This window comes from Aeromicrobium sp. CFBP 8757, assembly GCF_014841755.1.
In the GTDB taxonomy this organism is placed as follows: Bacteria; Actinomycetota; Actinomycetes; order Propionibacteriales; family Nocardioidaceae; genus Aeromicrobium.
In genome coordinates this window covers 42884-63662 of record NZ_JACYUM010000008.1, presented here as the reverse complement: position 1 = coordinate 63662, position 20779 = coordinate 42884, and the positions used below count along the sequence as shown (strand labels likewise).

23 protein-coding genes are annotated in these 20779 nt (G+C 69.2%); 10 read left to right on the top strand and 13 right to left on the bottom strand.

Features of this window, described 5'->3' with window-relative positions:
- Positions 1-46: 46 nt before the first annotated feature.
- The gene (locus IFT73_RS16980) at positions 47-610 is read right to left on the bottom strand and encodes a TetR/AcrR family transcriptional regulator (protein WP_192168643.1); all 564 of its coding nucleotides are present in this window, start codon (positions 608-610) and stop codon (positions 47-49) included.
- 89 nt (positions 611-699) lie between these two features.
- On the opposite strand from IFT73_RS16980, the gene IFT73_RS16975 reads away from it, so the two are divergent.
- Positions 700-1599 (top strand): SDR family oxidoreductase, encoded by a 900-nt coding sequence (locus IFT73_RS16975; RefSeq protein ID WP_192168642.1) that lies wholly within the window; start codon positions 700-702, stop codon positions 1597-1599.
- 216 nt (positions 1600-1815) lie between these two features.
- Here IFT73_RS16975 and IFT73_RS16970 read toward each other — a convergent pair whose 3' ends face one another.
- Positions 1816-3726 carry an NAD-binding protein gene (locus tag IFT73_RS16970; protein ID WP_192168641.1) on the bottom strand — a complete coding sequence of 637 codons (1911 nt, stop codon included), beginning with the start codon at positions 3724-3726 and terminating at the stop codon, positions 1816-1818.
- 182 nt (positions 3727-3908) lie between these two features.
- On the opposite strand from IFT73_RS16970, the gene IFT73_RS16965 reads away from it, so the two are divergent.
- The 5 genes from IFT73_RS16965 (at position 3909) to IFT73_RS16945 (ending at position 7530) form a co-directional block, all read left to right on the top strand.
- The gene (locus tag IFT73_RS16965) at positions 3909-4163 is read left to right on the top strand and encodes a type II toxin-antitoxin system Phd/YefM family antitoxin (RefSeq protein ID WP_056604585.1); all 255 of its coding nucleotides are present in this window, start codon (positions 3909-3911) and stop codon (positions 4161-4163) included.
- Entirely contained in the window at positions 4160-4585 is a 426-nt protein-coding gene (locus IFT73_RS16960) for a type II toxin-antitoxin system VapC family toxin (protein ID WP_192168640.1), read from the top strand. The genes IFT73_RS16965 and IFT73_RS16960 overlap by 4 nt, the downstream gene beginning before the upstream one ends.
- 93 nt (positions 4586-4678) lie before the next feature.
- The gene (locus IFT73_RS16955; protein ID WP_192168639.1) at positions 4679-4834 is read left to right on the top strand and encodes a hypothetical protein; all 156 of its coding nucleotides are present in this window, start codon (positions 4679-4681) and stop codon (positions 4832-4834) included.
- A 117-nt stretch (positions 4835-4951) separates the two neighbouring features.
- On the top strand, positions 4952-6073 hold the full coding sequence (locus IFT73_RS19680; RefSeq protein WP_192168638.1) for a hypothetical protein: 1122 nt from the start codon (positions 4952-4954) through the stop codon (positions 6071-6073).
- Entirely contained in the window at positions 6070-7530 is a 1461-nt protein-coding gene (locus IFT73_RS16945; protein ID WP_371811316.1) for a lipopolysaccharide biosynthesis protein, read from the top strand. Before IFT73_RS19680 ends, IFT73_RS16945 begins: the two co-directional genes overlap by 4 nt.
- A gap of 234 nt (positions 7531-7764) precedes the next feature.
- On the opposite strand, the gene IFT73_RS16940 is transcribed toward IFT73_RS16945, so the two are convergent.
- The 3 genes from IFT73_RS16940 to IFT73_RS16930 all read right to left on the bottom strand — a co-directional run bounded on the left by IFT73_RS16940 (position 7765) and on the right by IFT73_RS16930 (position 9762).
- The gene (locus tag IFT73_RS16940; RefSeq protein WP_192168636.1) at positions 7765-8118 is read right to left on the bottom strand and encodes a hypothetical protein; all 354 of its coding nucleotides are present in this window, start codon (positions 8116-8118) and stop codon (positions 7765-7767) included.
- A 317-nt stretch (positions 8119-8435) separates the two neighbouring features.
- Positions 8436-8957 (bottom strand): glycosyl hydrolase family 28-related protein, encoded by a 522-nt coding sequence (locus IFT73_RS16935; RefSeq protein WP_192168635.1) that lies wholly within the window; start codon positions 8955-8957, stop codon positions 8436-8438.
- Positions 8958-8970: 13 nt separating this feature from the next.
- A complete protein-coding gene (locus tag IFT73_RS16930; RefSeq protein WP_192168634.1) occupies positions 8971-9762 on the bottom strand; it encodes an MBL fold metallo-hydrolase in 792 nt (263 codons plus the stop codon).
- Positions 9763-9826: 64 nt separating this feature from the next.
- Between IFT73_RS16930 and IFT73_RS16925 the strand changes: the two genes are divergently transcribed.
- From IFT73_RS16925 to IFT73_RS16915, 3 genes are all read left to right on the top strand, one after another.
- On the top strand, positions 9827-10036 hold the full coding sequence (locus IFT73_RS16925) for a hypothetical protein (protein ID WP_192168633.1): 210 nt from the start codon (positions 9827-9829) through the stop codon (positions 10034-10036).
- A 34-nt stretch (positions 10037-10070) separates the two neighbouring features.
- Positions 10071-10226, top strand: coding sequence for a hypothetical protein (locus tag IFT73_RS16920; RefSeq protein WP_157432428.1), 156 nt, complete (start codon positions 10071-10073; stop codon positions 10224-10226).
- A 73-nt stretch (positions 10227-10299) separates the two neighbouring features.
- Positions 10300-10494 carry a hypothetical protein gene (locus tag IFT73_RS16915; RefSeq protein ID WP_056604568.1) on the top strand — a complete coding sequence of 65 codons (195 nt, stop codon included), beginning with the start codon at positions 10300-10302 and terminating at the stop codon, positions 10492-10494.
- Between the two features lie 81 nt (positions 10495-10575).
- On the opposite strand, the gene IFT73_RS16910 is transcribed toward IFT73_RS16915, so the two are convergent.
- From IFT73_RS16910 to IFT73_RS16875, 8 genes are all read right to left on the bottom strand, one after another.
- On the bottom strand, positions 10576-10758 hold the full coding sequence (locus tag IFT73_RS16910; protein ID WP_192168632.1) for a hypothetical protein: 183 nt from the start codon (positions 10756-10758) through the stop codon (positions 10576-10578).
- A gap of 40 nt (positions 10759-10798) precedes the next feature.
- Positions 10799-15232: an S-layer family protein gene (locus IFT73_RS16905; protein ID WP_192168631.1), complete on the bottom strand. Its 4434-nt coding sequence runs from the start codon at positions 15230-15232 to the stop codon at positions 10799-10801.
- 41 nt (positions 15233-15273) lie between these two features.
- Entirely contained in the window at positions 15274-15804 is a 531-nt protein-coding gene (locus IFT73_RS16900) for a phage tail protein (protein ID WP_192168630.1), read from the bottom strand.
- Between the two features lie 10 nt (positions 15805-15814).
- Positions 15815-16309, bottom strand: coding sequence for a phage tail protein (locus tag IFT73_RS16895; protein ID WP_192168629.1), 495 nt, complete (start codon positions 16307-16309; stop codon positions 15815-15817).
- A gap of 12 nt (positions 16310-16321) precedes the next feature.
- Entirely contained in the window at positions 16322-16822 is a 501-nt protein-coding gene (locus IFT73_RS16890) for a phage tail protein (protein ID WP_192168628.1), read from the bottom strand.
- A complete protein-coding gene (locus tag IFT73_RS16885) occupies positions 16819-17319 on the bottom strand; it encodes a GNAT family N-acetyltransferase (protein WP_192168627.1) in 501 nt (166 codons plus the stop codon). The genes IFT73_RS16890 and IFT73_RS16885 overlap by 4 nt, the downstream gene beginning before the upstream one ends.
- A gap of 1 nt (position 17320) precedes the next feature.
- On the bottom strand, positions 17321-17713 hold the full coding sequence (locus IFT73_RS16880) for a hypothetical protein (RefSeq protein ID WP_192168626.1): 393 nt from the start codon (positions 17711-17713) through the stop codon (positions 17321-17323).
- 127 nt (positions 17714-17840) lie between these two features.
- Positions 17841-19013 (bottom strand): nucleotide sugar dehydrogenase, encoded by a 1173-nt coding sequence (locus tag IFT73_RS16875; protein ID WP_192168625.1) that lies wholly within the window; start codon positions 19011-19013, stop codon positions 17841-17843.
- 236 nt (positions 19014-19249) lie between these two features.
- Between IFT73_RS16875 and IFT73_RS16870 the strand changes: the two genes are divergently transcribed.
- Positions 19250-20767: a sugar transferase gene (locus IFT73_RS16870; protein ID WP_206759101.1), complete on the top strand. Its 1518-nt coding sequence runs from the start codon at positions 19250-19252 to the stop codon at positions 20765-20767.
- Positions 20768-20779: the final 12 nt, after the last annotated feature.

Sequence of the window (20779 nt, the reverse complement as noted above, 5' to 3'; positions counted from 1 at the left end):
CGAACGTGGGCGGCCTCACGCTCGACCGCGCTCCAGCCGGGGACGCTCAGCGGTGACCGGCGACGTCCGCCAGCTCGGCCAGCACGACCCGCACCATGGGCGCCAGCCGTTCGGACCGCGGCCCGACGGCCCAGCGCTCGTACGCCAGCCGGAAGGCCAGCACGCCGAGCTCGGCGGCGACGACCGCAGTGGACGCCGGGACGTCCCTGGCGCGCAGCCCCTCGGCGAGCGCCGCCGCCAGGACTCCCATCTTGGCGAGCTCGCGCTCGCGCAGGTCGGCGTGCTCGGCGACGATGCGCGCGCGGTCGCGCGACCAGTCGGGGCTGGACGTGATCGCGTCGCAGGCGTCCTCGACGGCCAGGGTGACGACCTCGATGGGGGCGAGGTCGGACGGCGCGGACGCGACGACGTCGGACATCCGTCCGCTCAGCATGTCGCCGGCGAACAGCACCTCGCGCTTGTCGGTGAAGTGGCGGAAGAAGGTGCGCTCGGTGAGACCGGCGCGCGTGGCGATGTCGGCGACGGTGGTGCGGTCGAAGCCCTGCTCGATGAACAGGGTGCGGGCGGCCTCGGCCAGGCGGCCCTTCGCATCCGGATCCCATCGGCTCATGCGTCGATCCTAGGCGATGACAGTTTCTGACATCACCTGCTACCGTTCATGTCAGTCACTGACATCACCTCGCCCACCCAAGGAATCCCATGCGCATCTTCGTCACCGGAGCATCCGGCTTCATCGGCTCCGCCGTCCTCCCCGAGCTCGTCGCCGCCGGCCACCAGGTCACCGGCCTGGCCCGCAGCGACGCGTCCGCCGCCACCGTCACGTCCCTCGGCGCGACCGTCGTCCGCGGCTCGCTCGACGACCTCGACGTCCTGCGGTCGGCCGCCGCCGACGCCGACGCAGTCGTCCACCTCGCGTTCAAGCACGACCTGGCCTTCTCGGGCGGGTTCGCCGAGGCGGCCGAGGCGGACCGCGTCGCGATCGAGACCCTCGGCTCCTCCGTGGGCGGGGACGATCCGACGCTCGTGATCGCGGCCGGTCTCGCCGGCCTGTCACCCGGCCGCGTGGCGACCGAGGCGGACGTCGCCCTGCCCGAGGGGCACACCGCACCCCGCGTCGCCAACACCGCCGCCGCCCTGGCGCTCGCCGACCGCGGCGTGCGGTCGTCCGTCGTGCGACTGTCGCCCTCCGTCCACGGCGAGGGTGACGGGGCCTTCGTCGCGACGCTGGCCCAGGTCGCCCGCGACCGGGGCTTCGCGGGGTACGTGGGCGACGGCGGCAACCGGTGGCCGGCCGTGCACCGCTCCGACGCCGCGACCCTGTTCCGACTCGCGGTCGAGAAGGCCGCCCCCGGGTCGGTGCTGCACGGCAGCGCCGAGGAGGGCGTGGCCATCCGCGACCTCGCCGAGGCACTGGGACGCCGGCTCGGCCTGCCCGCACGGTCGGTCTCGCCGGACGACGCCGCCGCGCACTTCGGCTGGCTGGGCGGGCTCGTCGGCATGGACATCCCCGCGTCGAGCGTCATCACCCGCGAGACGCTCGGCTGGACGCCCACCGGCCCGACGCTGCTCGACGACGTCGAGGCGGGCCACTACGGCTGAGCCACCCCGATGCAGGACGTCCCCGGAGTCGCGCGACTCCGGGGACGTCGGCGCATCTGGGACTCCCTCCCTGAAACACGCCTGCGACGGTGCCGTCGTGGCGGCCGGGGAGACGGCCAGATCACGCGCCGCCGAGGGGCCCAGCGGCCGGCACCCATCGCACGTCCCAATCTACCGCGCGCGCCTCACGCCCGGTCGGGGATGCGCGACGTCGCGTCAGTCCTCCGCGAGCACCACCACGCGGTCGGCCGGCAGGACGCCGAACCGCGCCGACTTGGCCGGGTTGACGTACACGCCGAAGCTCGCGTCGGCGTCGTCCGCCTCGGCCGAGACGCGGTAGCCGAGCGCGGTCTCGCCGCGGCGAGCGGCCGAGGCGACGACCGTCGCGTACGTGACCGGCTCGCCCTCGAGCACGTAGTCACGAGCGGGCCGCAGGTAGATCTCGGCACCGTCGGCGTCGAGCAGGTCCTGGAAGACCGCCTCGAGCCGCTCGTTCTCCGACAGCTGCGACAGGATCAGGCTGAGGATCTCGTCGCTGACGATGACGTCGTCGACGTGCGCGACCTGGGCGAGGGCCCGGTTGCGGTCGTCCAGCATCTCGCTGACGACCGACGGTCGCTCGCCCTTGGCGCGGTCGCCGACCATCTCGCGCAGGTGCAGCAGCGTCACGAGGGTGCGGGCGTCGGCGCGCTGCACGGGCAGCTCGTCGGAGTAGCAGAGCACGATGATCTGGTCATACTGGCGGACGTCGAAGCGGTCGAGGGTCGCCCGGTCGGACGTCCGTCCGCGCGTGACGGTGACCGACAGGTTGGCCAGCGTCGGGACGTCCGGGGTGCCGAGCTCGGTGAGGATCTCGAGCGTCGAGCCCTCCTGCGCGTACTCGTCGAGCTCGCGGACGACCGTGGCGGCGCGCTCGTTCCAGCCCAGCATCAGCACCTTCGACGGCGCCTCGGGCGCGACGGGGGCGGTGTTGATGCGCGACTCGTCGACGGCCGTGGTGCTGCGGGCGGCGTTCGCGAGCACCGAGTCGTCCTCGGCGACGACGACCAGCTCGCTGCCGCCGACGACGGTGTCCATCGCGGGGTTGAGCTCGACGTAGCCGTCGGGCGACACGAGCCCGATGACGGACGCCGACTCGTACGCGGCGACCGCCTCGCCGAAGGTGCTGCCCGCCAGCGACGCGTCGGAGTGGAAGTAGATCTCGTCGCCGTCGAAGTCGAACAGCTCGGTGTAGACGGCGGCGGCGCCCGACTGACGGGACGTCTGGACGATCAGGCGGGCGATGGTCTCGCGCTTGTCGACGATGACGGTGCGGTCGCCGCCGACGAGACGGGCGGCCTCGAGGTTCTGCGGGTCCTGGATCTCGGCGACGATGTGCGGCCCGTCGCCGTCGTGGGTCAGGGCGAGAAGGGTCTTGATGACCTCGCTGTCGGGCTCGTCTCCGCCGGGCGACAGGACGATGATCGAGCGGGCCAGCGAGTGGTTGCTCAGGGCGAGGTCGCCGAGGTCGAGGGCCGAGCCGGTGCGGCAGACGACGCGGGTGCCGCGCAGGTCGTCGAGCTTCTCGCGGATCTGCTCCTCCATGTCGACCTTGTCCTGCTCGGCGAGGATCACGATCGCCGGCCGCTTGCGGCTCTCGTTGGCGATCGACAGCTCGCGGACGATCGCGAACACGGAGTCGGACCAGCCGAGGATCACGGTGTGGTCGCGCTCGATGACCAGTGAACGTCCGCGGCGCAGCTCGGCGAGCTTGTCGTCGATGCCGGTGGCGATGACGCCGATCAGGGCGCTGACGATGAACAGGCCGGCCACGGTCAGCACCAGCATCGTCGCGATGAACCGCCACGAGCCGGAGTCGCCGGCGACGGTGCCGGGGTCGAGCGCGTGGAACAGGGTCGCGAGCATCTGCCCGAAGAAGCCGCCCTTGGCGTTGGGCGATCCGGGCTCCATGCCGGTGACCTGCACGATGACCGTGAACACGACGATCAGCACGAGCGTCACGACGGCGAGCCACGCCACCAGGGCGGACGTGCCGCGGGCCATCGTGGCGTCGAACCAGTAGCGCAGCTTCGCCCCGCGCGACGGCTCCGGACGGGCCTTGCCCTGCTTGGTGTTCGTCGTCTTCATGCGCTCGACGGTGCGCTGACGCATCTGTCGTCCGGTCTGTCCCACTGCATGCCCCTTGAGCCTGTCGACCCCCGACACGACATCTTGGCGGAAGGGCGGGTGTCCCGTGTGGAAATCGTCAATCCCGTCATGGGCGATGTAGATACACTCGACTGGTCAGTTGTGTACACAGAGGAGCAGGCATGGACGTCGGCATCCGAGAGCTTCGCAACTCCCTCAGCGAGCAGCTCGCCCTGGTGAGGGACGGCCACACCGTCACCATCACGTCCCACGGCAAGCCGGTGGCCCGCATCGTCCCGGTCGATCAACCCACGAAGCTCGAGCAGCTGCGGGCCGCAGGGCACGTCCGCGAGCCCCACCGAAGCAAGCGGGTCGCACAGGCACCCCTGCAGACGGCCGGGACGGTGTCCGACCTGTTGGACGAGCAGCGTCGTTGATCGCCTACCTCGACACGTCGGTCCTGGTCCCGCTGCTGATCGCCGAGCCGTCCAGCCCCGCGTGCGCGGCGCTGTGGGACACCGCCGACGACGTGGTGACGAGCCAGCTGGCCTACGTCGAGGGCGCAGCCGCCTTGGCCGCGGCTCGACGCGCCGGACGCATCACCCGTTCCGACCACCGGGCCGCCGTCGCCCGTCTCGACGACGTCTGGTCGCAGATCTCCGTCGTGCCGGTCGACGAGACGTTGGTCGCTGACGCTGCTCGCCTGTCCGACCTCCAGGCTCTCCGGGGCTACGACGCCGTCCACTGCGCCAGCGCGGTCGCCGTGTCCGACGTCGACATGGTCGCCGCCGCGGGCGATCGCCGGCTGCTCGACGCCTGGCACGACCTCGGCCTCGCGACCGTCGACGTCACGCGCTGAGTCACGGCACCTCGAGTGGCTCGTAATCTCGTCCTGTGGCGCCGCCGCCCCGCCGATGGCCTACCGTAAGCAGTAGTCACCGGAGGGAATCCCATGTCGTACGAAGCTGAGAAGAAGCGCCTCATCGAGGAGTTCGAGACCGTCGTGGGCACCATTCGTAAGGACTGGGGCCTGAAGGACAAGAAGCAGACGCTCGACGCGAAGCCCTCGTCGTCCTCGACGACGCCCCGCCCCGCCGGCCGGCACTGACGCTCCTGTGATAGCGCCAGTCGCCGAATAGTGACGGGGTTTTTCGGCGCGGATGATGACGTGTGACGTACTCCGAGAACGTCATCCATAGGTCCGAATGGGCGTTAGGCTCAATCGGTGCTCACGGAACTCTCTGTCTCGCAGCCCAACGTAGGCGTGGACGCTCGATCAGTTACGGTGTCAGTGACCTTTCCCGACGGAAGCGCTCGGACGGCGCGGATGTCGTCGACGTACTCATTGGAGACCGACGGCACGCCGTGGCAGGCGGCCACGCTCCCGGTCGCCATGGCTAGGCATGCCAACCTCGTGATCGCTGGAGGCATCGACGAAGTCGCTCTCGAAAACGCTGGACGGGTGCAGCAAGCGTTCCACGGGTGGCACCCGGACCTGTTGTCCCAGACGGTGGTTTACGCGGATGAACTGCCGAGCGGACAACTAGCCAGCGGGGTCGGCTGCTTCTTCAGCGGCGGCGTCGATTCTTTTTACAGCGCCCTTACGCACGCGGACGAAGTGACCCACCTGATCTTCGTGACCGGCTTCGACATCGAGGTGACGAACAAACAGCTTGCCTTCGAGGCGTTGCGGGGCGCGCACGAAGCCGCGCGCGCGATGGGCAAAGAACTCATCGCTGTCACGACCAATCTGCGTGACCTTGGCGACGACGTGCTCGACTGGGGTGTTCACTATCACGGGGCCGCTTTGGCGGCGGTTGGACTTGCCCTTGCGGAAACGCTCGGCCGGGTCATCATCCCGAGCTCGTATCACCGGGAGGATCTCTACCCGTGGGGTAGCCACCCCGACCTGGATCGCTGGTGGTCTAGCTCGCGTGTTCGCTTCGAGCACGATGCCGTCGACGTGACTCGACCGGACAAGGTGCGAGAGATCGCAAAGCACCAGGTGTCGTTGGATCACCTTCGCGTGTGCTGGGAGAACAAGAACAACGCCTTCAACTGTGGCCGCTGCGAGAAGTGCATCCGCACGATGATCAATCTGCGAAGCGTCGACGCGCTGCGAAGGTGCAAGACACTCCCGACCGAAGTGGACGCGGCAGCGGTCGGCCGGTTACGCCTGACCCACGGTTCACGACTCTTCGCCGAAGAGAATCTGCGCGAGCTCGAACAGTTGGAGAATCGCGACTACGCCCTCGAAGCGGCGTTGCGCCGCGCCGTCGAGACCATGCCGCACCAATCGCGCTCCGCGTCTCTGAAGCGCCGGATCAAGGCTCTGCTGCGGCCGTGAGTGACGCATCGGCGCTTCGCGGACGCGCCGTTCGGGGTGCCGCCTGGTCACTAGCCGACAAGTGGGGCGTGCGTCTCGCCTCGTTGCTGACGTTCGCGATTCTGGCCCGGCTACTGGAGCCTGAACAGTTCGGACTTGTAGCCGCCGCACAGATCGTGGTGATGGTTCTCCAGACCATCTCTAACCAAGGCATCGTCCAAGCCTTGATTGTGTCGAAGCCGGTCACGGATCGGACGCTGGCTACTGCCACCGTCATCGCAGTCATAACGAGCATCCTGACTGTCGCCGCGATTGCCTCGGTAGCGAAGCCGCTCGGGGAGTTGTTCGGCCAAGACGACTTCGTTCCTGTCGTCTCGGCGCTGGCCGGGACACTCATCGTCCAGGCAGCCGGCGCGGTCCCGACCGCTGAGCTTCAGCGGCAGATGGAGTTCAAACGACTGGCGCAGCGATCGGTGATCTCGGCTCTGCTGAGCGGTATCGCGGGAGTGGCCGCCGCGTTGGCCGGGTGGGGGGTCTGGGCGCTCGTGACCCAAGCATTCACGCAGGTGGTCGTCGCCACGGTGCTGGCGTGGGTTGCGGCCAGGCTGCGGCCGCGCTTGGGATGGAACGGCGCCGACGCTCGCCGACTGATGCGCTTCGCCGGACCGGTGATGATCGCCGACGTCGTAGCGGTCGCCATCGCGCAAGGTGACAATCTCGTTGTCGGAGCAGTCCTAGGATCAGTCGCCTTGGGCTACTACACCGTCGCGTTCCGTCTCCTGAACGTCGTGGTCGACGTCTTCACCGGGGCAGTTTCCGCGGTGGCGCTGCCGGTCTTCGCTCAACTATCGGAGAACCTAGTGCGCAGCCGTAACGCCTATCTCCGAGTGACTCAGCTCAGCTTCGCCGCAGCGACACCGGTCTTCATCGGCCTAGCAGTGGTGGCCCCGCTGGCCATCGAAGTGACTTTTGGTCCCCAGTGGGACCGAAGTGTGCCCGTCTTCCAAGTGCTCTGTGGCGCAGGAGTCGCCATGGCTGCGCTCTACTTCGATCGGCCCGTCCTCTTAGCTGCGGGGATGGCAAAGCTTGAGCTCACTATCTCCGTAGTCCTAGCGGCGGCGACTGTAGGCGCCGCTCTGATCGGCGCGCAGTACGGCCTAGTCGCCACCGCCGCCTGCGTGACAGCCCGTATGTACCTGACATGGCCGCTGCGATTCCTCGCTGTTCGGCGGGCTATCTCAATCTCTCTGCGGGAGTACATTGTCAACCTTCGAGGCGTAGCCGCGGCGGCAACGGCCCAAGGTGTTGTCTCGGTGGCACTACTACAGGTGAACGATGGGGCCTGGTGCGTACTCGCGGCCGGCGTCGGCACCATGGCCTATGTGGTGACTCTCTGGATGACCGATCGGTCGTTGATCCGTAGCGGCCTGTCGGTCTTAGGCGACCTACGGCCTGCTTCGCGGCGGCCCACCGGATAGAGCCAGCTCCCACTGCGTCGCCCGCGGTATCGCGGCAAGTACCGCCGTCAGACCAGATCGGCTTCATGAGTGTCGTGTCGTAGAACTGCGCGCCCTACCCCACTGCTCCTGCAACGGGGCGCGAGGCCGCAACGACTGCTCCCGTCCGGTAGGCGTTGCCGGCTCCGAGGCTGAGCACCTTGGCGGCTGCGCAACGAAGGCTGACGTTGCGCGCCGCCGCACCTGAGCCAAGACTCAGGCCTGCATCGCCGTCGATGTAGAACCGCGAGACGCCTTGCCAGCCCCCTGAAGGGCGAAAACCGAGTCGCAGCGGCTCGTCAGGCGGTAGGCGATACCAGCAGCAATCCCATCCAGGACGTTGCCGCCTTGGATGCCTGCGGGCGGGTTGACCAGTTTCGCGACGTCCCAACAGATGTTTCCTGTGACGATCAGGCCGCGGGGATCGCCTTCGCCGTCCAGGGCTTTGATGACGAACGAGTACCGCCTCGTGCTCGAGATGCCTACGACGGTGGTGGCAATGAAGACCGTGTTGGAGACGCCGTGGGTCGTGTGCTTCAGCTCGATCGCCGGAACCGTCTTGTCGGTCAAGACCGAGACGAGACTGGGGAACATGCACCCGATGAACTGGGGCTGCTCGATCGCGCCCGTCTAGGCGTAGAGCTTCACAGCGGGCCCAAGACGCCGTCGAAGTATCAGTCCTCCAGTTTGGGGTTCCGTCGTCGACGGAGACGAGGCAGTCTGTCGTGACGGCAGGGTAGGAATAGAAGTCGCAGCCGATGGACTGGTTCGCGGATGAGCGGATGAGCGGATGAGCGGATGAGCGGATGAGCTCGACGCAACGAAGTATCCAGCGAACTGTCAGGTTGTCGATCGTGTCGTCGTGGGACGGCTCGGTGCAGGACCCCTCATACCGGAGGCCAACGCCCATGGAGTCTATGGAGATGTCGGTATCGAATCTTGTTCTCGTACCTGTTGACGTCGTGGGTGATGTGGACGCCGTAGGGCGAGCCGCGGCGGATTTCGCAGCCGTCGATGCGGTGCTGGAACCCGGCGCCCCTAAGCACCGTGACGGTCCGGTCCTTCCCGTCGATCTGGATGTCCTCGAGGGTGACGCCGGCGGCCGCGAAGGTGAACAGCGCGGCCGGCATTGAGCCGGTCTTGCAGGCGACGACCGAACCCGAACCACCGCTTGGCAAGTTGAGCTGTCGACCCGCGCCATAGCCGAGAATGGCGAGCCCGTCCGGCACGACGTACCCACTCGAACTGATGTAAGTGCCGAACGGGAAGACGACCGTGGTGCCCGACTCTGCGGCGGCGAGCGCGTCGTCGATGGCTTCGGTGTCGTCCGTCCTGCCCTCACCCTTCGCACCGTAGAAGTCGATGTTTACGAACGGGACGGCCGTCGCAATCTTGGCAACAACAGACACCCGACCCCAGCAGTCAGTCGGCGTTGGCGACGTCGTCGAAGATCCGCGGGTCGTGAGCCGGGACAACGGTCACACCGTCGGTCGCGTTCAGCTGACGCAGCGTCTGGTGGTTGCGGGCGATCGCGGCCCGGTCGCGGCCCACCGCCTGCTCGAACGCCCGCAGCTTTCGCATCGGCTGGAGGGGCTGTCCGGACGGCGTCGTGTCCGCGTACGAGGCGGCGTCGAAGACCGCGTCGCCGGCGTGGACGATCAGACCCCGCTCCCCCGCGTCGACGGCCACCGCCGCGTGCCCGCGTGAGTGCCCCGGCATGGGGACGAGCGTGATGCCGGGCAGCACCTCGTGGCCCGTCAGCCCCACCATCCAGGCGTCGCCGCGGCCACTGTGCAGCTGCCAGGCCGGCCCGTGCGCCCACTGCGCCGGACGATAGCGACGGCGGTCGAGCGCATCGGGCGACGTGACCGCGGCCGCGTGCTCGTCGGCGGTCGTGTGGACCGTCGCGGCCGGGAAGTCGGACAGGCCGCCGATGTGATCGAAGTCGAGGTGCGTCACCACGATGTGGCCGACGTCGGTGGCGTCGAAGCCCATCGCCTGCAGCTGCAGCACGGCCGAGGCGGCCGGCGTCGACGCGACCTTCAGCAGGTGCCGCGCCGGGCCCATGCGCCGCGGGTCGGCGTAGTCGCCGAGCCCGAGCCCCGTGTCGACGAGCACGAGACCGTCGTCGGTCTCGCACAGCAGGACGTGGCAGACGATCGTGCCGGTGAGCGGTGGGCTGAACGTTCCGCAGCTGAGGTGGTGGACGCGCATCCCCTCATCCTCCCTGCAACATGGTCCTTTCGGGCCATTCAGCGCGGACCCGATAGGAGATACCGTGTCTCTTGTGTTTCACATGCTGTTGATGACGGTCGCCGTCATCTGGGGAGTCAGCGCCGTCGTGGTCGTCGCGATCTTTGCCGTCGACGAGCGAGCGTTCCGTAGGCTCGCGACGGAGCAGGCCCCGCCCGCCCGGTCGGCCGACGCGGACGTCCGACCCGCCCCCCACGCCCCCGCGCGACAGCTCGCCGCCAGCACCGCCGGCTGACCGCCCTGACCCGGCACCCCGGTAGCCTCAGGTGGTGACAGTCCTGGTCGTGAGCCTCGCGGTCGTGGCCCTCGTCGCGTTCGTCGTCCTGCTGGCCGCGCTGCGCGCCGGCTCGTCCGACCCCGGCTTCCACGCCGGCTCGACGGGCTCGAAGCCCGTCGACGACGATGACGAGAACCGCGCCGCCTGATCGGCCTGCGCAGTTGACCCGACCGATGTGACACGTTCACTCCTCTGACACATGCGGTCAGTAGATTCGCCGCATGAGTGAGCTCTTCGTCGTGCTCGCTGCTGTCTGGGGGGTCAGTGGCGCGGTCGTCACCGTCATCGTGGTGCTCGACGAGCGCTCGCACCGTCGCAGGGGCTCAGCCGAGCCGCTGCACGACGTCGCCATCCGCCCGGCCGCCGCCGCAGCCCGTTCGAAGGTGCCCGCCCATGGCGATCGCGCACTCGCTTAGACGGTTCCGCCGCAGGGTCCGCTGCAAGGTCAAGTACGGCAGCGCCTGCCCGCACAGCCCGAAGCACCGCTGACAGCAGGTTCAAGCGGCGATCGAGCCGCGGCGCTGGCTGAACGTCTCGAACCGCTCGGCGAGGTCGACCATGCGCTCGGCCTGGTTGTCGTCGTCGGAGCGGCGCTCCCGCACGTAGTGCGCGACCAGCGCCGCAACCACGAGGACATTGACGCCCACGACCACCAGCGTCACCCACAGCACCGTTTCCATGACAGTCTCAACGATGCTGCGAGGCAGAGGTGACGCCTTTTCAGCCCTTCGCGCGCACCCTCACGATGTGCATCTTCTTGCCGACCTTGACGCCGAGGTTCCAGTACGTGCGCCCCCGCAGGTCGGTCATCGTGACGCCCAGGGCGTAGCGACCCTTGCCGGCCTTGCGCATGACGCCGCCGAACCGGCGCGGCGTGCGCGGGACGACCTCGGCCTCGTAGTACTTCGGACGGCTGCCCGCGTGCACGACGAGCGTGTAGGTGCGGCCGCGGCGCACGTCGTACGCACCGTTGCGGAACTTCGCGCCCTCGAGCGTGATGATGCTGGTGCGGTACCGGACGCTCGTCGAGCGGGTGTTGCCCGCCCGGTCGGTCGCCGTCGCGGTGACGGTTACGGTGGTGCCGCGCTTGCGCGTCGAGACCTTGCACGAGGCGACGCCCGACAACGAGTCCTTGGCGACGCACCGGGCCTTCGGGGCCCTGGGCCCGTAGACGCCACCCTTCTTGACCCCCCTGATCTTCAGGGTGGGCCGCTGGTTGTCGATGTTGATGCCGCTGACCACTGCCGTCGCCACGCCACCGTCGACGGACGAGATCGTGCGCGTCACCGACTGGCCCGCTCCCCGGCCGCTGAACCGCACCGGTGCGGGGCACGGCTCGGTCAGTGCGGCGCCGTTCGTGGTGCACGTGAACGTGACCGTGACGGCGCTGCGGTACCAGCCGTATGACGTCCTGGGGTGGGCGCTGCTGACGGTGGCCGTGATCGTCGGGTCGTTGCGGTTCACCGAGGTCGACGAGCCCGTGAACGAGGCGTCGCCGCCGTACACCGCCGCGACCTCGCGAGTCAGGCCCGCGGGCACCGTCTCGTCGAGCGTCGCGACGCCGTCGACGAGGGGCGCGGTGCCGACGACCTCACTGCCGACGCTGAATGCCACCGACCCGGTCGGGGTGCCTCTGCCGGGAGCCACCGGGGTGACGGTCGCGGTGATCGACGTGGAGGCGACGTCCACCTTCGTGGTGGTCGCGGATTGGTTGACGACCTGCGTGGTGCTGCCGTTCGCGCCGTCGAACCGGACGGCGTCGGTCGGCGTGAAGGTCGCGCCGACCGCGTGCGGTCCCGTGGCGAGACTGTCGCCGCCGGGGCCGAGCAGCTGTGGGCTGGTCGCCACGCCGTCGACGACCGTCACCGGAGCACCGAGGGCGTCGCCGTCGACCGTGAACTGGACGGTCCCGGAGACGGTGCCCGTGGCCGACGCGACAGTGGCGGTCGCCGTGACGGACTGGCCGAACACCGACGGCGAGGCGGAGGTGGTGAGGCCGAGCGTCGTCGCCGTCCTGGTGACCACGATCGACTCCGTGACCTTCGGCGCGGCGGCGTAGGTGTCGTCGCCGGTCTGGTCGTAGGCGATGACGCACGTGCCGGCGTTGTCGAAGGTGACCACGCCGTCGGTGATCGAGCACGCCGAGCGGGTCGTGGACCGGTCGATGGAGACGGTCACGGCCAGGTCGGAGTCGGACGCGGCCTGCGGCGTGTACGTGTCGCCGACGACGGGAGCGGTCGGCGCGACCGAGGTGACTGTGATGGCCTGCGGCGCCTTGCCGACCGTGACGACGAGCACCTGCTGCGCGGTGCCGGCCGCGTTCTCGGCGGTCACCCCGAGCGAGTACGTGCCGGACGTGCCCGCGGCCGGCGTTCCCGCGATCGTCGCGGTGCCGTCGCCGTTGTCGGTGAACGTCACACCGCTGGGCAGCGAACCCGTCGCCGTCAGGGTGGTGGAGGTCGGGAAGCCGGCCGCCGTGGCGACCGTGAACGAGCCCGCGGTGCCGACGGTGAACGACGCCGAGGTGCTGCTCGTGAACGTCGGCGGCTCGGTCACCGTGAGGGTGAACGACTGACTCGCCGACGGCGTGAATCCGTTGGAGGCCACGAGCGTGAGCGTGTACGTGCCGCCGCTGCCGACCGGTGGCGTGCCGGTCAGGTCGGCGGTGCCGTCACCGTTGTCGGTGAGGGTGAGCCACGCGGGGCGCTGCGCCCCGCTCGTCGAGAACGAGGGCGCGGGAACGCCCGAGGCCCTCACGACGAAGTCGTTCGTCGAGCCGACCGCGAAGGTCGTCCGGTCGGAGGACGTGAACGACGGCGCCGTGCCGACGCGCAGGGTCGCTGCCGTGCTCGTCGCCGTGCCGCGCGTGTTGGTGAACACCGCGCGGTACCGGTTGCCGTCGTCGCCGCGCGCTGCTGCGAAGGTGAAGGTCGTGCTGGTCGCCCCGGCCACGTTCGCGAAGCTGGCTCCGCCGTCGGTCGAGCGCTGCCACTGCACGGTGGGCGTGGGGCTGCCCGAGGCCGCCGCGGTGAACGACACCGACGTCCCCGGCTCGACCGTCCGGTCGGACGGATCGGTCGTCACCTGGGGTGCCGCGTCGACGACGATCGTCAGGGTCTGGGTGCCGGACGGGTCGATGCCGTTCTGTGCGGCCAGGTCGATCGGGAAGCGTCCCGTCGCGCCCGTGGGGGCGCCGGCGACGGTCGCCGTGCCGTCGCCGTTGTCGGTGAACGTCAGGCCGGCGGGCAGGTCTCCCGTCCGCGAGATCGTCGAGACGGTGGGCAGGCCCGTCGTCGTGATCGTGAACGACCCGGCCGCGCCGCGGACGAACGTCGCGGTGTCGGCGCTGGTGAACTGGGCGGGGCCGACCACGGTCAGCTTCGCGGCGGTCGAGGTCAGCGACGGGTCGGCGCCGTTCGAGACGACGGCGCGGTAGCGGTTGCCGTTGTCGGCCGCCTTCGCGGTGAACGAGTACGTCGACGAGGTGGCGTCGGCGACGTCGGTGAACGTCGTCCCGCCGTCGGTCGAGCGCTGCCACTGGACGGACGGCGCCGGGTAGCCCGACGCCTTGACCGTGAACGTGGCCGTCTCTCCGATGTCGACCGACTGATCGGTGGGCTGCGCGTCGATCACGAGCGGACGCTGCACCGTGATGGCCGGCGTCACCGACGCGTTGTCGAGCGTCGCGGTCACCGAGCCGGGGCCACCGGACGTCTTCGAGTCGTAGGTCGCCTGGGCCTCGCCACCGCTGAGGTTCACGGTGCTGGCGCCCGTGCCGCCGTTGATCGTCGCGGGGGCGGGGCGGGGCGCGGACCACGTGACGGGCAGGCCGTCGAAGGCCGTCAGGTCGGTCGCCCGGACGGCACCGCCGTCGGAGTCGGTCAGCAGCGAGGCCCTGACCGTCGACGTCGCGTCGGGCCCGGTGACGGTCGACGGGGTCGCGGTGGCCTTCAGCTGCAGGCGCGGGCTGACGTCGACGGCGGTGCCGTCGGACGCGACGGTGTCGCAGCCCGCACCACCGGGGGCGGCGTTGCAGCCGAACCAGTTGAGCTCGGCGTCGACGGCCCCAGCGCCCGCGGCGGCGTGGATCGCCGATCCGCTCGCCGCGGTGTTGCCGGCGAAACGGTTGTGCCGCAACGTCGCCGTGCCGCCGGCGATCTCGACGGCGCCGCCGCCCGGGCTCGCCCCACCGCTGACCGCGTTGCCGGTGAACGTCGAGCCCGTCACCGACAGGGCGCCGCCCGTGTGGCGGATCGCCGCACCGGCGCCGTCCGCCGTCGTCGCGGTGACCGTGTTGCCCACGAAGCGCGAGCCGGTCACGGTGACGCGTGAGGACGAGGTGCCGCGGGTGTCGAGCGCGCCTCCGTTGGCGGTGCCGAGCGAGCTGGAGCTCGTCGTGGTGTTGCCCGAGAAGGTCGTGCCCGTGATCGAGAGGGACTCCGTGCTGGTGGTGCTCCTCGCACGGTAGGCCAGTCCGGCGCCGGGGCTGCTGGACGATGAGTTGTTCGAGATCGTCGAGTCGATGACGGTCAGCGAGCCGCCGATGAACTGGATCCCGCCGCCGGGCAGGTTCGTCCGTGCGGGTGTCTGCGCGTTCGCCACGTTGCCGGTGATCACGCTGTTGCGGACGGTGAGGGTGTCGGGCCTGGTCTGGGTGTCGGACCCGCCGATGATGCCGGCACCACCGAGCTCGTCGTCCTTGCCACCCGTGATCGTGACGCCACTGATCGTGACGGCGACGTCGCCCACCACGTCGGGGTCGAGGTTGAGGACGCGGCTCGTGCCGCCGGCGTCGATGATCGTCGCGGCCGGTCCGGCGCCGGCGACGGTGACCGACTGGCCGGCGAAGCGTCCGATCGCCAGCTCGCCGCCGGTGAGGCGGTAGGTGCCCGCCGGCACGGTGATCGTCGCGGCGTCCTTCTGGTTGTTCGCCACGCAGACCGCCTCACGCAGTGTCAGCGGGCTCGGGGCCGTCACGATCGCCGGGTTGCCGCACGCTCCGGCGGTGGCACCACTGTCGGCGGTGGTGGTGACCACCAGGGTCGAGGCAGCACTGGCCGGCGCTGCCCCCACGAGCGCGAGGGCTCCCGCGACCAGGCACGCCACGACGGCGTGGGTCAGCAGCTGCCTGGCGTGGCGGCGAGGTGTGCTCATCGGTGGGTCCTAGCGTCGGATCAGCTGAAACGGTGCGGCGGTCATGGGCGCTGCGGGTAGATGCCCTGCAGCGCGATGATGAAGGTGACCGCTTGGTAGGGCGGCATGTTGTTGTGCGGCTGGCCGCCACCCTGTTCGCCGATGGCCGCCGGCGACATGGTCGACGAGCCGTCGGTCGTGTAGGCGACCTCGGACGACCGGCCGTAGTGCGGCTGCGCCCACGTGGCGCCGGCAGGGCTCTCCCGATCGCCTCGCGCGCTCGACGCCTGCGGCGTGTGGGTGTGCGCGGGCATCTCGCTGTTGCTGAGGGCGACGGTGGCGGCGCCGCCCGTGTCACCTTGCTGGTACGAGTCCAGGCCGGGGCCCTGGCCCGTGCCGACGGTGAATCGGCCGCCGTTCAGGTCGGGCAGGGCGAAGGTCGTCTTCCCGTCGCCGCCGAACTGCACGCCGATGATCGAGTAGAGGGCCGTGTACTGCCTGATCGGGAGCAGGGCGCCGTTGCACAGGGCCCACCCGTCGGGGGCGAAGTTGAAGCCGACCTGGCAGATCTCGCCGATGAAGGGCTCAGTCATCTCTGTCTCCTCACGGCCTGGGCGGAAAGATGCCGGTGAGGGCGATCGCGTACGTGACGGGCAGGTACGGGGGCATGTTCTGGTGCGCCTGGCCGCCGCCGGTCGCCCCGACGGCTCCGGGGGACATCACCGCGTTGGGACCACTGCCATAGGCGGCCCCCTCGCCCGCCCCCCACGTGGCCCCCGTCGGATCAGCCGTGCTGGCCGTCGCGCCGGCTGCCGCCCCGTGCCGGTGGGCGGGCATCTCGGCGACCGTCAGCGTGTGCGTCTCCTCGCCGCCGACGGTGCCGATGTAGTAGGGGCCGCCCTGATGGATCGGACCCCGGTCTCGCAGGTCGGGCAGTGCGAAGTTGCTCGAGCCGTTGCCGCCGTAGAAGGTGCCGAGCAGCGAGAACAGCGCCGCGTTCTGGTTGATCGGCAGCAGCTGACCGGCGCACTCGGCCCAGTACTTCGGCACGAAACCGAAGCTGAACGCTCGGATCTCTCCGATGTAGAACTCACTCATGGGGCTCGCCTCTCAGCTCTGGCTCGGGAAGATGCCCTGGGTGGCGATGATGAAGTTGATCGCCAGGAAGGGTGGCCGGTTCTCGTGCGGTTGGCCGCCGCCCGACGCCGTCAGGGCCGCTCCGGACATGCGCGTCGAGGGCCCGTCGGACGCGTAGGGGGTTGAACCCGATGCCGCCCACACGCGGTCGGCCGGGGCGTTCGACGTCGCGCCCGCCGAGCTGGCGGCCACGCCGTGCCGGTGCGAGGGCAGGTGAGGCGTCGCCAGGGTCACGGACTCCTGGCCTCCGGCGTCGCCGAGTGGCCGACGGGCGCTGCGTCCGATCGGGATGCGGCCTCGCAGATCCGGCACGGCGAAGGTGTTCTGCCCGTCTCCGCCGTAGGTCGTCCCGACCAGCACGAACAGGGTCTCGAACTCGCTGATGGGCAGGAGCTGGCCTCGGCAGAACTCCCACCCGACCGGCGCGAAGGTGCCGCTGAACATCTTGATCTCGCCGACGTACGGTGTGCTCATGGGCGGTCCTTCGGCTCGGACGCTTCGCGTCGCATCTCGATGTGGGTGCCGTCGCCGCGGTCGACGACGACTTCGAAGCCCAGTCCCGTGTAGAGGTCGAGTGCGGGGTGGTTGGTGGGCCAGACGCTGAGGCCGACAGGCTGCGAGCGTTCGCCGGCCTCGGCCAGCACGTCCGTCAACGCGGCCGTGGCGATGCCCTGTCGGCGGTGTTCCCGGGCGACGACCAGGTCGACGATGCGTGTCTCGGGCGCGCTGACGTCCACGACGATGCGGCCCACGTCCCGTCCTTCTGCGACGAGGATCTCGTGACGGGCGTCGGGGTGGGCAACCGCGTGGTGAGCGCGCTGGGCGCGGAGCTGCAGGTCGAGCAGCGTCGCGCGGGTGTCGGGGGGCAGCAGGTCGAGGTCGGGCCGCGACTCGGCGAACAGGTCGGCGATCAGCTGGTCGTCAGCCGCTGCCGCGGGGCGGCGGCTGATCTCGACCTGGGTGGCGTGCACGTCAGACCGTCCGGTTGACGACGGCCTGCATCGCCGACTCGGAGCCCGTGGCCGACACGAACAGGTCGTGGACGGGCACGCCTCCCCCGCTCAGGGAATAGATCGCGTCGCCAGGTCGGGCGCCATCGACGGTCTCGAACGTCAGCACGAAGCTCTCGGACCGGCGGCTGCCGGCGGACGTGCTCAGGTTCTGCGCGGACGTCAGGCGCATCCGCGACGTCCGACCGTCGGCGGTGGCGTCGAAGACCTCGCCGATCGCGGTCACGTACGTCGATCGCGACGGCACCGCGGCGGCGGCGCGGCCTATGACCGCGCTGTCGCCGAACCCCACTGCCGCGACCCCCAGAACACCGACGCCGCCCATCAGGACAGCACGGCGCGATACCTCAGCCATACAGATCTACCGTTCTTCGCTCGTCGAACCGCAGCGAAATTAACACGGCGATCCGTGTCACAGATCGGTTTTCGGAAGATCTCCGCCGACTGTTCAGCCGGTCGGACCGGCCGGCAGTGACGGACTGTCAGTCAGAGCCGAACAGGTCGCGCGTGTAGACGCGGTCGCGGACGTCCTCGAGCTCGTCGACGCGGCGGTTGGCGACAATCACGTCCGAGACCTTCTTGAACTCGTCCAGGTCGCGGATGACCCGGGAGTGGAAGAACTCGTCCTCGGCCAGCTCGGGCTCGTAGAGAACGACCTCGATGCCCTTGGCCTTGAGTCGCTTCATGATGCCCTGCACGCTGCTGGCCCTGAAGTTGTCGGAGCCCGACTTCATGATCAGCCGGTGGATGCCGACGACCCGCGGGTTGCGGCTCAGGATGTCGGTGGCGATGAAGTCCTTGCGGGTGCTGTTGGCGTCGACGATCGCGCTGATCAGCGTCTGCGGCACGTCTTGGTAGTTGGCCAGCAGCTGCTTGGTGTCCTTCGGCAGGCAGTAGCCGCCGTAGCCGAACGACGGGTTGTTGTAGTGCGTGCCGATGCGCGGGTCGAGGCCGACGCCGTCGATGATCTGACGTGACGACAGCCCGTGGCTGATGGCGAACGAGTCGAGCTCGTTGAAGTAGGCCACGCGCATCGCCAGGTAGGTGTTGGCGAACAGCTTGATCGCCTCGGCCTCGGTGGGCTCGGTGAGCAGGACGGGGCAGCCCTTCTCGGCCGCCCCCTCCATCAGCAGGTCGGCGAAGCGCTGCGCTCGGTCGCTCCGCTCGCCGACGACGATGCGCGACGGGTGCAGGTTGTCGTAGAGCGCCTTGCCCTCGCGCAGGAACTCCGGCGAGAACAGCACGTTCTCGGTGGCGAGCCGCTTGCGGGCGTCGAGCACGAAGCCGACGGGGATCGTCGACTTGATGACCATCGTCGCGTCGGGCGCCAGCTTCACGACGTCGGCGATGACGCTCTCGACGGTGCGGGTGTTGAAGTAGTTGGTCTGCTCGTCGTAGTCGGTCGGCGTCGCGATGACGACGAACTCGGCGTCGGCGTAGGCCGTCGCGGGGTCGTTCGTGAACGTCAGGTCAAGGTCGTCACGGCCCAGGAACTGCTCGATCTCGGCGTCGTGGATGGGGCTCCTGCGCTGCTCGAGCAGGCGCAGCTTGCCCTCGTCGATCTCGAGGCCGACGACCTCGTTGCTCTGCGACAGCAGCACAGCGATGGACAGCCCGACGTAGCCGAGCCCGACAACAGCGATCTTGGTGCTCACCCCGCCAGCCTAGGGCCTGGGGTGTCGGGAGCTGCCGCCTGAACCCGGGTGGCCGATGCCGGCGTCGTATTCATCTGATCGTCATCGATCCGTGCTTCGAGTTGTGACTTACCGCATGTTGGGTTATCTGACGGGCGAAAGGGTGTCCTGCCTGTCCGTTCTCACATTAGAGTTCAGCCCAGGGAGAGCGCTTCCTGGGCTTGGGAGGGCCGATGACTGATCTGTGGCACGACGCTGTGCAACGACAGACTTCGGCATACGTCCGACGCCGCCGGTCCGACCGCGGCCTCCCCCCGGTCGACGAGACAGTCGTCAGCATCAGACGCGACGACCGCTCGTCCTACCGCCGCGGGCTGTTCATCACCGACCTCGCCGTGCTGGCCGCGACGACGGCGATCGCCCAGGTCTGGCACTTCGGCTTCAACGCGGACGTCCGCACCAATGGCCCGCTCAACCTGTCGTACAGCGCCTTCGGCGCCACCATCGTCGCGGTCTGGTGGGTGATGCTTCACCTGTTCCAGACCCGCGCACCCAAGATCATCGGCGACGGCGCCGACGAGTACCGCCGGGTCGCCCGAGCCACCTTCCTGGTGTTCGGCTGGGTCGCGATCTGGTCGCTGATGTTCAAGTGGGACATGTCGCGCGGCTACCTGGCCATCGCCTTCCCGCTCGGGCTCGTCGGGCTTCTGGCCGGGCGCAAGGTCTGGCGCGTCTGGCTGCGAAACCAGCGCCGGGTGGGCAACCACCTCTCCAACGTGCTGGTCGTCGGAGGCCCGAGATCGGGCCAGGAGATGGCGCTGTGGTTCAACCGCCACCGCGACGCCGGCCTGCGCGTCACGGGCGTCTGGGTGCCCGACGCCCACACCAAGAACAACGAGTGGCTCGACGTGCCCGACCAGTTCATCCCCGTCCTCGGCAACGACCGCAACCTCTTCGACGCGCTCAACATCACCGAGGCCGACACCGTCATCGTCAGCGACACCGAGCACCTCGGCCATCGCGCCCTGCGCGACCTGACGTGGCAGCTCGAGGGCCTCGACGTCGACCTCATGGTGTCGCCCAACGTCATGGACTTCTCGGGCTCGCGCATTCACGTGCGTGCCGTCGCCGGCATGCCGCTGATGCACCTGGAGCAGCCGCAGTACGCCGAGGCCGGCGCCTGGCCGAAGGCGGCATTCGACCGCCTGTTCGCCCTCTTCGCGATCACAGTCTTCTCACCCCTTCTCCTGAGTGCCGCCGCAGCGGTAAAGATGACCAGCAAGGGTCCGATCTTCTACCGGCAGCGCCGCATCGGACTGAACGGCGACGAGTTCGACATGCTCAAGTTCCGCTCCATGCGGGTCGGGGCCGATGCCGAGCTCGCAGCTCTGCTCGCAGAACAGGGCACCTCCGACCAGCCATTGTTCAAGGTGAAGAACGACCCACGCCTCACGACCGTCGGCGCCTTCCTGCGCCGCTACTCCATCGACGAGCTGCCCCAGCTCTTCAACGTGCTGCGCGGCGACATGAGCGTCGTCGGCCCTCGGCCGCAGGTCGCCGCCGAGGTCGAGATGTACGACGACCACGCCTTCCGTCGCTTGACCGTCCGCCCCGGCATGACCGGACTGTGGCAGGTCTCCGGACGGTCAGACCTCTCGTGGGAGGACGCCATTCGCCTCGACACCTACTACGTCGAGAACTGGTCGCTCACCGGCGATCTGATCATTCTCTGGCGAACCCTCCGAGCGGTTATCGGGTCCAATGGCGCTTACTAGAATCACACGCTT

Bases quoted from the DNA above. Each gene is read 5' to 3' on its own strand.
- IFT73_RS16955 (WP_192168639.1), top strand. From the start codon at position 4,679: ATGTCGTACGAAGCTGAGAAGAAGCGCCTCATCGAGGAGTTCGAGACC.
- IFT73_RS16910 (WP_192168632.1), bottom strand. From the start codon at position 10,758: ATGGAAACGGTGCTGTGGGTGACGCTGGTGGTCGTGGGCGTCAATGTC.
- IFT73_RS16900 (WP_192168630.1), bottom strand. From the start codon at position 15,804: ATGACTGAGCCCTTCATCGGCGAGATCTGCCAGGTCGGCTTCAACTTC.
- IFT73_RS16905 (WP_192168631.1), bottom strand. From the start codon at position 15,232: ATGAGCACACCTCGCCGCCACGCCAGGCAGCTGCTGACCCACGCCGTC.
- IFT73_RS16980 (WP_192168643.1), bottom strand. From the start codon at position 610: ATGAGCCGATGGGATCCGGATGCGAAGGGCCGCCTGGCCGAGGCCGCC.
- IFT73_RS16970 (WP_192168641.1), bottom strand. From the start codon at position 3,726: ATGAAGACGACGAACACCAAGCAGGGCAAGGCCCGTCCGGAGCCGTCG.
- IFT73_RS16895 (WP_192168629.1), bottom strand. From the start codon at position 16,309: ATGAGTGAGTTCTACATCGGAGAGATCCGAGCGTTCAGCTTCGGTTTC.
- IFT73_RS16880 (WP_192168626.1), bottom strand. From the start codon at position 17,713: ATGGCTGAGGTATCGCGCCGTGCTGTCCTGATGGGCGGCGTCGGTGTT.
- IFT73_RS16890 (WP_192168628.1), bottom strand. From the start codon at position 16,822: ATGAGCACACCGTACGTCGGCGAGATCAAGATGTTCAGCGGCACCTTC.
- IFT73_RS16930 (WP_192168634.1), bottom strand. From the start codon at position 9,762: ATGCGCGTCCACCACCTCAGCTGCGGAACGTTCAGCCCACCGCTCACC.
- IFT73_RS16965 (WP_056604585.1), top strand. From the start codon at position 3,909: ATGGACGTCGGCATCCGAGAGCTTCGCAACTCCCTCAGCGAGCAGCTC.
- IFT73_RS16975 (WP_192168642.1), top strand. From the start codon at position 700: ATGCGCATCTTCGTCACCGGAGCATCCGGCTTCATCGGCTCCGCCGTC.
- IFT73_RS16915 (WP_056604568.1), top strand. From the start codon at position 10,300: ATGAGTGAGCTCTTCGTCGTGCTCGCTGCTGTCTGGGGGGTCAGTGGC.